Here is a 14398-nt window from a genome sequence, read left to right on the forward strand (position 1 = left end):
AGAGCGTGCCCCTAGCTCACCGAACGTCCACGTAGTCGATGGCCGACATGGCGGGAAAGTCCAGACTTCCGGACTGCGGGCTCCTGTAGTCATTCACGTAGTACGCCTGCCAGGAGGCATCCTTGGTCGCCTGGCACCCCAGCCGGAACCAGCCCTTTGCGTCGGTGCTGGTGCCACCGTTGTAGCACCAAGCGTCCCGCCAACGGCTGGTGCCCTTCACCCGTACGTTCGCGTCGATGTGCTTGTTCTTGACGGGCCGCCAGCCGCTCGCGGCAGTCCAGCGCATGAGGCGGCCGGACAGAGTGATGAACTGCCCCTTACGAGCGGGCTCGGGTGAGGCGTTGAACTTGGTGATGGCGGTCTGGTAGTAGCTCCAGAAGGGGTATCCGTCCTCGACCGGCGCATAGTGGGCGTCCCCGGCGAAGGTCGTCCGCAACCAGCCGTCCTTCCAGGCCGTCGCCCGGATCACCACTCGCCCGTTACGGTCAGTTGTGCCCGACCCCAACGCTTTCCAGCCGGTCTTCGGGTATCCCCACTTCGGACGCGGAGCCCACCAGAGGACGACCTTCCGCCCTGGAAGCTTCTCGCCGCGACGCGCCTTCAGGACGCGCCGGACCTCGAACTTCTTGCCCCGGAACGGATACTCCGGATTGGTCTCGTGGTCGTGCCGCTTGGAATCGATGTCCAGCCGACTGAGCCACTTCATCACCAGGGCGCGGCCCTCGGCGTACTCGCCGGAGGCGTCGACCCGCGCGGTGACGTTCCCGTAGCCCGGATCGAACGTGGCGCGGAAGCTCCCGTCGCTCCGTACGGTTGTCGTCGCCGCGGTCTCTCCCTCCGGCCAGGTGAATGTCACCTTCTGACCGGCGGGCGCCGATGCCCAGCCGTCGCCGCTGCGACGCTGGACCTTTCCGGTCACCACGACGTCGGCGTCCCAGTTCTTCAGCGCGACGGGATTGACCAGGATGCGCTGCGGCAACGGTTCGGCCGCGCTCGCGGAGGCCGCCGGGGCCGACGCCAGCACGAGGGTGGCCCCGAGGGCCGATGAGACCAGGGCTCTGGGGGTCGTTCGCCAGGTAATCACAGACACTCCGCAAGCAATACAAACGCGACAAGGCTGACTTAACTTAGCGTCACAATGATCGACAGAAAGCTCCATCGAGAGGCGCCCATCATGTGACCGTTGTCACACGCACGGGGAGTACTCCAGGCTGCCGAACAGGGCGTCTTACTCAATCGCTCTTGTGAAGCGTGGCGGGTGCACGGTTACGCGGCGTAAGGGCTAGCAGAGGGGCTATCGCCAGGACGAGGGCTAGGGCTGCGTAGCCGTAGGTGAGGGTTGCCACGGTGGCTACTCCAGCTACCAGGAGGGGGCCGCCTGCGTCTCCTAGCTCGCGGCCTAGTTCGGCGGCGCCCATGGTCTGGCCGAGGCGTGAGGCCGGAGTGGCGGCGGCCAAAGTGGCGAAGCCCAGTGGGGTGATCAGGCCGGTGCCTACGCCGATGAGGGCCGCGGCGGCCAGGACGCCTGGGATGCCCGGGATGGTGGCGGCGGCCAGGCCTGTGGCGGTGAGGGCTAGGCCGGTGAGGATGCCACGGCGGGCCGTGAGGCGGCCGGCGTCGAGGGCTCGGCCTGCTCTGGGCTGGATGAGGGCGGCGCAGCCTGCGAGGACGGAGACGGCCGCGCCGGTGGCCAGGGTGCCCATTCCAGCGGCGGCACCGGAGACGGGTAGGAAGCCCACGCCGACGGAGAGGGCGGATGTCGCTGCGGCGAGGGCGGAGGTGGGGCCGAGGAACGAGCGGTCTAGCAGGCGGCGGGCCAGGTCGACGATCGTCTGCCGGGTTTTGGGCAGAGGCGGGACTGAGGGGACGGCGAGTGCGGCCCAGAGGGCGACCGCGGCCGCCAGGATCGTAAGGGTCAGGAAGAGGAGTCTCATCCCTCCCGCCCACATGAGGGCCCCTCCGAGCAACGGGCCGAGCGTGTAGCCGATGGACTTGTAGAAGCCGTACGAGCCGAAAGCCCTTCCGTGCGAGGACGGGTTGAGACGGGCGACCAAAGCGGAGGCCGAGGGGCTGAAAGCTGAGGCCGCGGCGCCTTGGCCTAGACGCGCCATCCAGAGGTAGGCGGCGCTGTCTACCGCGACGTAGAGGGCAGAGGTCGCGGCGAACGCGATGAGGCCGCCCAGCAGGACGGGACGGGCGCCGATGCGGTCGGCCAGGGTGCCGAAAAGCGGCTTGAGCAGGACTTCGGCGCCGTCGTACAGGGCGAGGAGACCACCGAGGACGAGCAGCGAGGTGACCGTGTCCTCGGAACCCAGGTTGGCCGCGATGCCGTGCGCACCGAACGCGGTGGTGAATCCGGCCGCGTACAACGGCCACATCTTCGTCAGCGGAGCGACCATGTCTTGAGCGACTCGTACTCCAGCTGCGGGTGCTCCTTGCCCGGCAGGTGGCTGCGCATCAGGTGGACCGAGTCCGCCGTCCAGGAGGAGCCGGCGAACGTGGACATCGACTCCAGCAGCGGCCGCACGTCGACCGGCTGGCGGGATCGCGCGAGGGTGAGGTGCGGGCGGAAGGTCCGGTGCTTGTCGGGCGGGGTGCCGACGCGGCGGCCGGCGGCGGTCGTCGAGGCGGCCAGGCGGGCGACTCCGCGCCGGTCACCGTAGATGCCCGCCCAGACGACGCGGGCGTGCGCGCCGCTGCCGGGGAAGGCGCCCGCGCCCGCCAGCGAGAGCGAGAGCCGGTCGTGGCGGCCCACCGCGCGTTCCAGCCGCGGCAGCAGTTTCTCCAGCGTGCGTTCGTCGATCTCACCGAGGAACGTCAGCGTGACGTGGATCAGCTCGCGGCGGATCCACTTGAGGTCGGGCCATTCGGCCTTGAGGGGAACGACGCACTCGTCGAGCTCGTCCAGGATGTCCGGCGGCGGAACGAGCGCGACGAACAGTCTCATCGGCGTTCCCAGGGCCCGATGCGCATCGCCACCTGCACAGCCTGGCAGCACATGAGCCGCGTTGTCACGCCCTGATCCGGTGTCGCTCACCCCAGCGACTGGGACTCCCCGCCGTACGACGCGATCGTCCGGGCGTGAGCGCCGAGCACGTGCGCCAGAAGGGACGGTGCGCGGGTGCCGTCACCGGCGTCCTGCAGCACGTCCGGGGTGAGCGTCCAGTCCGCGCCGACCCACGAGTCGGCGACGCTGCCCGGCGTGGACGGCAGGCTGTTGCAGACCTGGCGGACGCGCATCGCCCGTACGGACTCGGCCGCCGGGGTGTCGCTCTCCACCAGCAGCACCGGAACGCCGACCAGCGGGCCGTCCTCGACGAGGCGGAGCAGCTGGTGCGCCTGGTCGCCTTCGAGCATCGAGCCCGCGTCCAGGATGACGGCGAGCCTGATCGGCGGCCCGGCGGGCAGCTCCGATTCGTCGGCGCCCACGCCGCGCAGGTCGATCAGGTCGAGCAGGCGGCGGAGCCGTTCGGCGGCGGCGGGCCCGGTCGCGACACCCCCGCCGAGCAGGACCTCGCGGAGTACGGGTGAAACCGGGTCGAGGTCGTTCAGCCAGCCCGCGCCCGACAGGCCCGCGGCGTCGATGACCTCGATGCCCGCGACGCCGGGCGGGAGGGCGGCGAAGAAACGGGTGACCAGCGACCACGCGTAGGCGAGGGAGTCGCCCGGCAGGGCTCCGCGCGAGATCCAGATCCCGCGCCGCCACGGCATGCGCAGGACGAGCGGCACCTGGAGGCCGGGGAGTTCGTCGACCGACAGCCCGCCCAGCAGGACACCTTCGGCCAGGTCGGTACGCGGCTGCCAGGTCAGCCAGGCCGGTCCGGAGAACGGCGCGACCTCCGCCGTGGAGAACGGGTCGCAGCCCGCGAGCTCGTCGCGCAGTTGCGCGGCGTCGGCGTTGAGGCGTTCGGTCGCGGCGGCCATCACTTCCTGATGGCGGCCTTTGGGCGCCCGCCCGGCGATCTCGTCGTTCCGGATGACGAGGGCGTGCTCGGTGGAGGCCCGGAAGGCGGCCAGCGAACGGCTCGCGTCCTCCCAGACCAGCCAGCACCGTTCGACGTAGCCGACCTCGTGCGCCCCCGGCTGCTGCGGCGCCCCCGCGGATGCCCCCGCGGACGCGCCAGCAGGCGTCCCTACAGGCGTCCCCGCAGGCGGAGGCGGCGGCACTGATGGCATCTGCGGCGGCATCGACGGCGGCGGAGGTGGCGGCGTGGGCGGCGGCGTGGGCGGCATCGACGGCGTGGGCGGCATCGGAGGTGGCAGCGTCGGCGGCGTCGGAGGCGTGGGCGGCATCGGTGCTGCCCCGGCTGCCGGTGTGGCGCTTCCCGGGGCGGCGTCGCCGACCCTGGGGCCGGACGTGGCGTCGTCCTCGCCCGGATCCTCGACCTCGACGCCGTGGTCGGTGACCAGCTCCGCCAGGCCGCCCGCGTACCCCTGCCCGACCGCGCGCACCTTCCAGGCCCCGGCACGCCGGTAGAGCTCGACTCCGACGATCGCCTTCTCGGGGCCTAGCCCGTCGACGGTGAACGCCGCCAGCGTCGTCCCGTCCGCGCCCACGACCTCCAGCCGCGGCGGCGGGACGGCGCCGAACGTCCCCGGCCCGGCGAGGCTCACCGCCACCACCACGGTCTCCGCGCCGGCCGGCACCGCGTCGAGGTCGACCTCGACGCGCTGGCCGCCGCCCGCCTCCGACCAGCGGACGCCGGGCGCCTCGGGGGCGTTGAAGAACACCAGGTCGGCGTCCGAGCGGACCCGCCGGCCGGAATCGACGATCAGCGCGCTCACGTCCACCGGCACCGCGCAGGAGACGGTGACGCCGACGCGGCGCGCGGGCAGCGGGGCGTTGGCCCCGCGGGGCAGCTCTGTCATCCGGGACCGGCCGCGGGTCAGGCGTGCGCGGTGATCGACGGCAGCATGTCCTCGAACGTGCGGCCCTGGCTGGGCTCCCCGATCGCGGCCATCTTCCAGCCGCTGCCGTGCCGGTAGAGCCGGGCCATCACCATGGCCGTGTGCCCGCCGCCGCCCGTGAGCGTGTAGCGGGCGAGTTCGCCGCCGCCGGTCTCGTCGACCAGGCGGCAGAACGCGTTGTCGACCTCGTCGAAGGTCTGCCCGTTGAACGAGCTGACCGTGAACACCAGCGAGGTGACGTGCACCGGCAGCCGCCCGAGGTCGACGATGACCGACTCGTCGTCGCCGTCGCCGTGCCCGGTCACGTTGTCGCCGGTGTGCCGGACGGAGCCGTCGTCGCTGACGAGCTTGCCGAAGTAGACGACGTCGGCGAGCCTCCCGTCGGCGAACAGCACGCACGAGGCGTCCAGGTCGATCTCCTGCTGGCGGGCGCCGAAGAAGCCCTTCTTCTTCACCGCGTCCCAGCCGAGTCCCATCCGGACCATCGTCAGCGCGTCGCCGGGCTTCTCCAGCGAGATCCGCTGGCCCTTCTGCATCGAAACGGCCATCGCCGTGCCCTCCCCCTCGTCCTACGAGCAGCACCCTCGCACATCAACCGGGCGATCCCGGCATGCCGAGCAATGACCGTCAAAGAGTGTCAGTAGCCGCGCCCCGCTGTCATCCTGTTCGCGAGCATCGCCGGTGCTCGGACGACCTTCCGCGGCGCGCGGACGACCGAACGGGCGACCGAGCGCGCGGCCGTCCCGCCGGGAGCGGCCAGCGCCGCGACGGCGAGGGCGGTGAGCGTGGCGATGACGCCGCCGGCGACGATCGTCATGCGGGGGCCGAACGCCTGCGCCATCCAGCCGACCATCGGCGCGCCCAGCGGGTTCGTCCCCATGAAGACGAGCATGTAGAGGCCCATCACGCGGCCGCGCATCTCGGGCTCGACGCTCAGCTGCATCATCGCGTTCGCGGCGGTGGTGAACGTCATGAGCGCGATGCCGGTGGGGACGAGCAGCACCAGGAACGTCGCGTACGTCGGCATCAGGCCCGTCATCATCTCCAGCACGCCGAAGACCAGGACGGATCCCAGCAGCAGGCGCAATCGCGGCCGTGACACGCGGCGGGCCGCCAGTAGCGCACCGGTGAGCGCGCCGAGCGCGAGCATGCTCGACGCGAGGCCGAACGAGGACGCGCCAGTGTGGAAGACCTCGCGGGCGACGAGCGCGACCGTGATCTGGAAGTTCATGCCGAACGTGGCGACGAAGCCGACGAGGGCGAGCACCAGCATCAGATCGCTGCGTCCGCGTACGTACCGGAGACCCTCGCGGAGTTGCCCCTTGGCGCGCGCGACCGGCTCGGCGACGTTCAGGTCGCGCTCCCGCATCGCGTACAGGCCGAGGAGCACGGCGCCGAACGACGCCGCGTTCACCAGGAAGACCGGACCGGTGCCGATCGCGGCGATCAGCAGGCCGGCGAGCGCGGGCCCGACCAGCCGGGCGCCGTTGAACGTGGCGCTGTTGAGCGCGATGGCGTTGGGCAGATCGCGCCTGCCGACCATCTCCACGACGAACGCCTGCCGGGTGGGGTTGTCGACGACCGTGGCGAGGCCGAGGCCGAACGCGAGCACGTAGACGTGCCAGACGTGCGCCGTCCCGCTCATGGCCAGCACGCCGAGGATCAGCGCGAGCGCGCCCATCGACACCTGGGTGATCATCAGCACCCGGCGCTTGGAGTAGCGGTCGGCGACGACCCCGCCCCAGAGCCCAAACAGCAACATCGGCAGGAACTGCAGCCCGGTCGTGATGCCGAGCGCGACGCCGCTGCCGTGGGTGAGCTCCAGCACGAGCCAGTCCTGCGCGACCCGCTGCATCCAGGTGCCGGTGTTGGAGACGACCTGCCCGGCGGTGAAGAGCCTGTAGTTGCGATTGCGCAGCGACCGGAACATCCCGCCAGGCACAGCGGCACCTTCGCCAGACACGGCTGCACCCTCGCCAGGCGCGGCAGCACTCCCGTCAGACACGGCGACACTCCCGCCAGCCGTGGTGACACTGTCGCCAGCTACGGCTGCATTCGCGGCAGCCGTAGTGGCGGAAGGCGTGGAAGCCGGCGTCAGGCCTGGCTGAGTTTGTCCAGAATCGGGGCCGCCTTGCGCAGGATCACCCGTTCCTCCGGCGTCAGCTCGCTGAGCCTTTGCGAGAGCCACGCCTCCTTGCGGCGCCGCTCCTCCGCCAGCAGATCCCGGCCCGCCGCCGTCGCGCTCAGCACCACCTGGCGCCCGTCCGTCGGATGCGGGCTGCGCTCCACGAGTCCCCGGCCCTCCAGGAACGCGATCACGCGCGTCATCGAGGGCGGCTGCACCTTCTCGTGGTCGGCCAGTTCCCGGGGCGTCATCGTCCGATGGCGCTCCAGGGCGGCGAGCGCGGCGAACTGCGTCAGCGACAGCGGGCCCGGACCGCCGTCGCCTTCGGTGGGGACGGGCCTCAGCCGGCGCAGGCGGCGCGACAGCCGGGCGATCGAGATGCGCAGGTCTTCGGCCAGCCCGTGCGCCGAGGACGGCACGGACGCTCCGGTTCCGGTCGGTGGCATGGTCATGTTCGTTCGCAGAAGTCATTGCCTTTGCTAACGACCTGGCGGCGGCGGATATTCCACCCGCCGGCACGGCGGCGCACAACGACTCCGGCCCCTCCGATCGGTCGCTGGACTCCCGGCCTCCAATCGTCCCACGGAGCCGCTTGACATGGCAGGCTAAGAGTATTAGCTTTACGGCTATCGACCTTAAGGAGTGGACGGCATGACGGAGTACATCGAAGTTCCCGGCGGACGGATCGCCTACGACGTGACCGGCGAGGGGCCCCTCGTCATCCTCGCCCCCGGGATGGGCGTCGTACGGGCCACGTTCCGGTTGCTGGCGCCGAAGCTCGTCGAGGCCGGCTACCGCGTCGCCACGATCGACCTGCGCGGCCACGGCGAGTCGAGCGTCCCGTTCGACTCGTACAGCATCACCGACGGCGGCAAGGACCTGGCGGCGCTCATCCGGCACCTCGGCGGCGGCCCGGCGGTGGTGCTCGGCAACTCGTTCTCCAGCGGCACCGCGGCCTGGGTGGCCGCCACCGAGCCCTCCCTCGTGAGCGGCATCGTGCTGGAGGCCCCGTTCGCCCGCACGGTCTCCATGAACCCGTTCATGCGGCAGCTCGCCAAGGTGATCCTCAGCAGCCCGGCGCTGTGGGGGATGTACTACAAGAACCTGCTCAAGGGCCCCAAGCCCGCCGACTTCCCCGCGTACCTGAAGACCCTCAAGGCGAACATGAAGGAGCGCGGCCGGCTCGCGGCGGCGCGGACCATGGGCCTGGACGACAAGCCGGAGATGGAGGGTGTGCTGCCCCGGGTCTTCCAGCCCGCACTGGTCGTGATGGGCACCAAGGACCCCGACTTCCCCGACCCCAAGGTCGAGGCCGAGCTCGTCGCGGGCGAGCTGGCGGGTACGACCGAGATCGTGATGATCGAGGGCTCGGGCCACTACCCGCACCAGGAGTTCCCCGCCGAGACGGCCGCCGCCGTCCTCGCCTTCCTCGGCCAGGTCGCGCCCACCCCCCAGGGAGCCGCCTGATGCCGCGGGCCGGGCTCTCCCCGGACGGGGTCGTCGACGCCGCGATCACGATCGTGGACGCCGACGGCCCGGCGGCCCTCACCCTCTCGGCGGTCGCCGCGAAGGCCGGGGTCCAGACGCCGTCCCTCTACAAGCACGTGCGCAACCTCGCCGAGCTCCGGCAGCTCGTCACGCTCCGCGTGATCGAGGAGCTGACCGAACGGCTCGGCGAGGCGGCGCTCGGCCGCTCCGGCGACGACGCGGTGCGCGCCATCATGCGGGCCTACCGTTCGTACGTGGTCGACCACCCCGGCCGCTACGCCGCCATGGACCAGGCCCCCGATCCCGAGCCGCGCATGGAGAACGCCGCCGACCGGCTCGTCGGCATCATCCTCGCCACCCTCCGCGCGTACGAGCTCGACGACGACGGCCTCATCCACGCCGCCCGGGCGCTGCGCTCCACCTCGCACGGCTTCGCCATTTTGGAGGCGTCGGGAGGCTTCGGCCTCCCGCAGGATCTGGAGACCAGCTACGAACTCCTCATCCGGATGGTCATCAGCGGCCTCCACCAGCCCTAGTTCACGTTCAGCAGCTCCTTGATCGGGTCGAGCGCGAAGTAGAGCACGAACAGCACCGCGATCAGCCACATGAGCGGGTGGATCTCGGCGAAGCGGCGCCGGGCCGCCTTGATGGCCACGAAGCTGATGAAGCCCGCCCCGATGCCCACCGTGATCGAGTACGCGAACGGCATCAGCACGATCGTCAGGAACGCCGGGATCGCGATGTCGTAGTCGTTCAGATCGATGTGCCTGATCTGCGTCATCATCAGGAAGCCGACCACCACCAGCGCCGGCGTGGCCGCCTCGAACGGCACGATCGTGACCAGCGGCGCGAAGAACATCGCCACCAGGAACAGCCCGCCGGTCACCACGCTCGCCAGCCCGGTCCGCGCGCCTTCCGCCACACCCGCGGCCGACTCGATGTAGGTCGTGTTGGACGAGGTCGACGCCGCGCCGCCGGCCGCCGCGCCGACCGAGTCGATCAGCAGGACGTTGCGGATGCCGGGCAGCTCGCCCTTCTCGTCGAGCAGCTCGGCCTCCTTGCCGACGCCGACGACCGTGCCCATGGTGTCGAAGAAGTCGGCCAGCATCACCGTGAAGACGAACAGGATCGCCGCCGTGACCCCGGCCCGCTCGAAGCTCCCGAAGAGGCTGAAGTCGCCGATCAGGCTCAGGTCAGGCGTGTCGATGACCTTGTCGGGCCACTTCGGCACGTTCAGCTGCCAGCCGTCCGGGTTGATCACGGGCTTGCCGTCGGGCCCGGGTCCCTTGTTGAACGGCCCGGCGTCGACCAGCGCCTCCACCACGATCGCGACGACCGTCGTGGCGAGGATGCCGATCAGGATCGCCCCGCGCACCTTCCGCGCCACCAGGAGCACGGTCAGAATCAGCCCGAACGCGAAGACCAGCGTCGGCCAGCCGGACAAACTGCCCGTGGCGCCCAGCTGCAACGGCACCGTCGCCTCGCCGGCCGCCCCCGGGATGCGCCGCACGAACCCCGCGTCCACGAACCCGATCAGCGCGATGAACAGCCCGATGCCGACCGCGATCGCCGTCTTCAACCCCGCCGGGATCGCCCGGAACACCGCCACCCGGAACCCGGTCAGCACCAGCACGGTGATGATCAGGCCCTCGAGGACGATGATGCCCATCGCGTCCTCCCACGACATGCCGCTGGCGATGCTGTACGCGAGCAGCGCGTTCAGCCCCAGCCCGGCGGCCATCGCGAACGGATAGCGGCCGATGACGCCCATGGCGAGCGTCAGCAGCCCGGCGACCAGCGCCGTCGCCGCCGCCACCAGCGGGATGCTCGCCCCCGGCGTGGTCAGGTCGCCGAGGAACTGCTTGTCCGCGTCGGCGACGGTCCCGATGATCAACGGATTGAGGACGACGATGTAGGCCATGGTGAAGAACGTCGCCAGCCCGCCCCGTACCTCGCGGCCCACGGTCGAGCCGCGCGCGGAGATCTTGAAGTACCGGTCGAGTGGACTCGCCTGCCGTTCGACTGCGTCATCGGTTGTGCTCATGCGCGCACGGTGACAGAAACGCGGCCGACCGAAAAGACCTCAACCGGTAACGAACGCTTCCCCTCGGATCATCGTTATCCGCGCGCGACCCAGGGTGTGATCCAGCTCTCTGGGGGCCGCCGTTTAGGCTGATCGCATGACCCGTGCACGCCGCCCCGATCCGCCGCCGCTGGAGACCAACGACGTGCGCATCGCCGTGGCGGGCACCGTCGCGTGGGCGATCGCCCTGGTCACCCTCCTGATCATCGGCACCGACGACCGCTGGTGGCTCTGGGTGTGCGTCACCGGCATCGCCATCGGCCTCTTCGCCATCTGGTACGTCCCCCGCCTCCAGTCGGGCCGCGCCCGCGAGGAAGCCGCGAGAGCCGCCCGCCGCACCCCCGAGTAACGAGCCCTCGCGCGCCTGGCTCGCGGGAGATCGCCTCGGTCATCGCGAAGGCCGACTCGGTCTTGCGAGGGTCGGCCAGACCTCGTGAAGGTCGCCTCAGGCCTCGCGAAGATCGCCGCAGGTCTTGCGAGGGGCGACTCAGGCTTCGCGGAGCAGGTGAGCTCAGGCTTCGCGAAGGCCGACTCAGGCTTCGTGGAGGTCGGATTCGGCTTGGAGGGTCGGGAGGGCGGACGGGTCGCGGAGGACGGCTTCGAGGAGGAGGCGGTCCTCCCAGCGGTCGCAGGTCCAGGCGAGGCCGCGGGCCAGGCCTTCCGGGCCGGCGGCGTGGATCTCTCCGTCTCCGCACCACCAGGACACGGGCTGGCCGTCCACGACGAGGCGTTCGTGGGCCAGGTAGGTGTCGGGAGCGTCCGGTAGGACCGCGCGTACGGCGTGCGGGACGGGGTGTTTCTCTCCGGGCGACTCCAGGACGCCCGGGATCTCCTCACTGGCGACCGGCAGATCCAGGAGCTCGGCCAGGCGTTCGTCCCGTCCGGACGCGGCGATGATCAGCGGCTGGCCCACGAGCAGCGGCAGCAGGTCGGGACGGTCGAGGATCAGCGCGTCGGCGGCCTCGGCGACCTCCACCTCGCCGTCCACGACGGCGCGAACCCGCTCCGGGGGACGTACCCGTACGCCGTCGGGAAGGTCGGCCAGGGCCGTCCAGAGCGTGCTCAGCTGCCCGCGTGCGACGGTACGGGCGGGGTCGGCCATGCGATCCAGAAGTTCCTGCGCGCCGCCCGGTTCCGCCAGCAGCCCGGCGAGCGACGTGCGGACGCCCAGCGCCAGCAGCACCTCGCGGTCGAGGTCGCCGGACACCACGTCGTACAGCCCCGCCAGCGGATCGGAGCCGGAGGCGAACCGCAGCTCGCCGGGCCGCCGCCCGTCCAGCACGGGATGCCGTCCGAGCCACCAGGCGGTGTACGAGGGCACCGCCAAGCGGCGGCCGTCGTGAAGCATCACGTGTGCGGGCTCGACGAGCGCGGCACGCCATGGGGGCAGCGCGAGGGCGCGGAGCGCGGCGTCCCAGTCGGCGACGAGTTCGAGGTCGCGGACGGCCTGGAACTCCGGCACCAGCGGCGGCAGGTCTTGGAACCCGAGCCGTTCCAGCGCCTCGTCCGCCCACAGGTCCTCGCCGTCGAGGTCGAACGACTCGACCAGGTCGGCGAGGGCGGCCAGGTTGACGTCCTCGCCGCGCGCCAGGGCGAATCCGTTGAGCACGCCGACGGACTCGAGGGGCTCGGGACCCCAGCGTTCGACCAGCTCGGCCGCCACCACACCGAACGGCGCGTCGTCGGCCATGATGTCGCGCAGCGGGCTGCCGGGCAGGAGGAGTTCCCCCGCCGGATAGAGATCGCCGTCGTCGCCGGGCAGCGCCAGCTCGGCGAGCCACGGTTCGGTGCCGGGATCGAGATGCGCCGCCGCCGCCAGACCGAGCACGGCCGCCGCGACCAGCTCCGGGTCGTCCGCGTCGAACGAACCCTCCACCGCGGCCCGGACGGCCGGATCGGCGAGCACCGTGCGCGGGCCCGCCTCGATCGCGCCGAGCCGCAGCAGCAGCGGATGCTCGGCCTCCGGGTGGACGAAGCGCAGCCCGAGGGCGCCGAGGCCCGCCGGGTCGATGCCGTCGGTGGCGACGAGCAGCCCGCGCGGCCCGCGCACCATCCGGGCCCCGTGCTCGCGGAACGGGTCGGGCTCGCCGGCCAGCGGCACGGGCAGGGCCCCGAGGGAGTCGGTGGACGCTCCCGTGAACGCCTCGTACAACCGCCGCCACCACGCGGGCTCCCGGTCGAGCGCGGCCAGGTCGTCCACGACGTCCGCGAGCTCCATGCGCCGGACGCCGAGCGCGCCCAGCGCCTGGTGCCGGACGGGCCATCCGGCGGGCAGCAGGCCCGGCACGACGACCTCGGTGCCCTCCTGCCCGCCCGACAGCAGCTCGATGAGCGCCGGCGGCCCGTCGACCGCCACCGCGTCCCGGCCCCGGACGACCTCGCCGTCCGGAGCCGCGGCCGCCGGAAGGAGCGGGGTCTCGGGCAGGCGGGCGAGGACGGCCCGGCGAATCGCCGCGTCGAGCTCGCCCGCGCCGACGGGCCCGGGGATCAGATCAAGAAGGCGCGTCGTCGCCGGCAGGCCGCGCAGCAGTTGTACATAGGCCTCGGCGGCCCGTTCGGCCAGGAAACCGGTGAGCGCCCCAGGCGCAACGTGGCGGCGGTCGGGGGCGAGCGGGAACGAGGCGATCAGCAGGGCGGGCAGATCGAGCCGCTCGTCGCTGGGCGTCGGAGCGTGCAGGACCGCGGGCATGCCCGCCGGAAGCCCGCCGGCCTCGGGCATCGCCCAGCGCACCTGCCAGGTGGGACGGGCGCGCTCCTCGGTGGGACGGTCGGCCAGAAGCTCGACCGGAATCAGGCCATGGGCCTCAACGGTCCGCCAGGAAACCCCGTCAATCACCGCCATACCGAACTCGCGCTGATCGGCGGCCCGCGTGCGATCACCGACCGTCCGCGCGCGATCATCGGCGGCCCGCATGCTGTCATCGGCCGTCCGCGCGTGCTCACCAGTGGTCCACGTGCGATCACCAGCGGTCCGCGCGTGGTCATCGGCGGCCCGCATGTGATCGTCGGCGGTCCGCGCGCGGTCATCGGCCGTCCGCGTGTCGTGGTCGGCGGTCAGGGTGCGGAGGGGCGCGCCCTCGACGTCGATCTCGATGGTCGCGAGGGCGGGCAGCGCGAGCATGAGGGCCGGGCCGACCTGGCCGAGCTGGTCGCGGACGAGGGCGTCGGCCGCGGCGTCGCGCAATGGCAGCCGGACGACCGTCGTGGCGCCCTCCGGAAGGGGCGGCTGCGGATCGGCGAGCGGAAAGGGCAGCCGGAGCAGGGGGACGTGACCACCACGGCGTTGGAGCTCGTCCGCCAGCGTGGGGATCCGCGCCGCAAGCTCGCGGGCGCGGACCGCGGACCATTCGACTCCCGCGATCGAAGGACTGTCGCTCACCGCGACCACCGCGGCGAACCCGACCCCGAACCGCCCCACCGCGCCCGCGTCGTCCCGTTTGGCCGACGCGCGCAAGGTGGACAGCGCCTCGACACCAGGGGCGTCGAGCGGGGCGCCGTTGTTGGCGGCGACCAGGACGCCGTCGCGCAGGCTCAGCCAGAGCCGGCCCGGGACGCCGGCCCGCGCGGCGGCGTCGGCGGCGTTCTGCGCCAGCTCGACGATGACACGGTCGCGGTAGCCGCCGAGGGCGTAGTCCTCTTCGGCGTTGGCGTCCTCACGGAACCGCGCGGGCGACTCCGCCCAGGCGCGGAGCACCCGTTCGCGAAGGGCCCCGGTCCCGAACGGATCCGTGCGCGAAGGATCCAGGTGCGACGGTTCGGTCACCGGCCCGTTCACCCCACCCGTCTGGACGACA

The 14398-nt window shown here is 71.8% G+C and carries 12 protein-coding genes; 3 read left to right on the forward strand and 9 right to left on the reverse strand.

The window, feature by feature from the left end:
* Positions 1-16: 16 nt before the first annotated feature.
* The 7 genes from ACGFNU_RS45820 to ACGFNU_RS45850 all read right to left on the reverse strand — a co-directional run bounded on the left by ACGFNU_RS45820 (position 17) and on the right by ACGFNU_RS45850 (position 7479).
* On the reverse strand, positions 17-1084 hold the full coding sequence (locus tag ACGFNU_RS45820) for a hypothetical protein (RefSeq protein WP_392602979.1): 1068 nt from the start codon (positions 1082-1084) through the stop codon (positions 17-19).
* A gap of 148 nt (positions 1085-1232) precedes the next feature.
* The gene (locus ACGFNU_RS45825; RefSeq protein ID WP_392602980.1) at positions 1233-2399 is read right to left on the reverse strand and encodes an MFS transporter; all 1167 of its coding nucleotides are present in this window, start codon (positions 2397-2399) and stop codon (positions 1233-1235) included.
* Positions 2384-2947, reverse strand: coding sequence for an RNA 2',3'-cyclic phosphodiesterase (gene thpR, locus ACGFNU_RS45830; protein WP_392602981.1), 564 nt, complete (start codon positions 2945-2947; stop codon positions 2384-2386). The genes ACGFNU_RS45825 and thpR overlap by 16 nt, the downstream gene beginning before the upstream one ends.
* A gap of 86 nt (positions 2948-3033) precedes the next feature.
* Complete coding sequence (locus tag ACGFNU_RS45835; RefSeq protein ID WP_392602982.1) at positions 3034-4869, reverse strand: TerD family protein; 1836 nt, start codon at positions 4867-4869, stop codon at positions 3034-3036.
* A 17-nt stretch (positions 4870-4886) separates the two neighbouring features.
* Positions 4887-5456 (reverse strand): TerD family protein, encoded by a 570-nt coding sequence (locus tag ACGFNU_RS45840; RefSeq protein ID WP_392602983.1) that lies wholly within the window; start codon positions 5454-5456, stop codon positions 4887-4889.
* 89 nt (positions 5457-5545) lie between these two features.
* Positions 5546-6838: an MFS transporter gene (locus ACGFNU_RS45845; protein WP_392603015.1), complete on the reverse strand. Its 1293-nt coding sequence runs from the start codon at positions 6836-6838 to the stop codon at positions 5546-5548.
* Positions 6839-7002: 164 nt separating this feature from the next.
* Positions 7003-7479 (reverse strand): MarR family transcriptional regulator, encoded by a 477-nt coding sequence (locus tag ACGFNU_RS45850; RefSeq protein ID WP_392602984.1) that lies wholly within the window; start codon positions 7477-7479, stop codon positions 7003-7005.
* Between the two features lie 205 nt (positions 7480-7684).
* Here ACGFNU_RS45850 and ACGFNU_RS45855 point away from each other — a divergent pair, with 205 nt between their 5' ends.
* Together ACGFNU_RS45855 and ACGFNU_RS45860 are read left to right on the forward strand one after the other, a co-directional pair.
* The gene (locus tag ACGFNU_RS45855) at positions 7685-8500 is read left to right on the forward strand and encodes an alpha/beta fold hydrolase (protein ID WP_392602985.1); all 816 of its coding nucleotides are present in this window, start codon (positions 7685-7687) and stop codon (positions 8498-8500) included.
* Positions 8500-9057 (forward strand): TetR/AcrR family transcriptional regulator, encoded by a 558-nt coding sequence (locus tag ACGFNU_RS45860; RefSeq protein WP_392602986.1) that lies wholly within the window; start codon positions 8500-8502, stop codon positions 9055-9057. The genes ACGFNU_RS45855 and ACGFNU_RS45860 overlap by 1 nt, the downstream gene beginning before the upstream one ends.
* Here ACGFNU_RS45860 and ACGFNU_RS45865 read toward each other — a convergent pair.
* Positions 9054-10565 (reverse strand): NCS2 family permease, encoded by a 1512-nt coding sequence (locus tag ACGFNU_RS45865; RefSeq protein ID WP_392602987.1) that lies wholly within the window; start codon positions 10563-10565, stop codon positions 9054-9056. The genes ACGFNU_RS45860 and ACGFNU_RS45865 overlap by 4 nt on opposite strands.
* Before the next feature lie 136 nt (positions 10566-10701).
* Between ACGFNU_RS45865 and ACGFNU_RS45870 the strand changes: the two genes are divergently transcribed.
* On the forward strand, positions 10702-10953 hold the full coding sequence (locus tag ACGFNU_RS45870) for a DUF2530 domain-containing protein (RefSeq protein ID WP_392602988.1): 252 nt from the start codon (positions 10702-10704) through the stop codon (positions 10951-10953).
* A gap of 183 nt (positions 10954-11136) precedes the next feature.
* Here the strand turns inward: ACGFNU_RS45870 and ACGFNU_RS45875 are convergent, their stop codons facing one another.
* The gene (locus ACGFNU_RS45875; RefSeq protein WP_392602989.1) at positions 11137-14367 is read right to left on the reverse strand and encodes a sacsin N-terminal ATP-binding-like domain-containing protein; all 3231 of its coding nucleotides are present in this window, start codon (positions 14365-14367) and stop codon (positions 11137-11139) included.
* Between the last annotated feature and the right edge of the window lie 31 nt (positions 14368-14398).

Origin of the sequence: Spirillospora sp. NPDC048911, assembly GCF_043198015.1 — a bacterium.
In the GTDB taxonomy this organism is placed as follows: domain Bacteria; phylum Actinomycetota; class Actinomycetes; order Streptosporangiales; family Streptosporangiaceae; genus Spirillospora.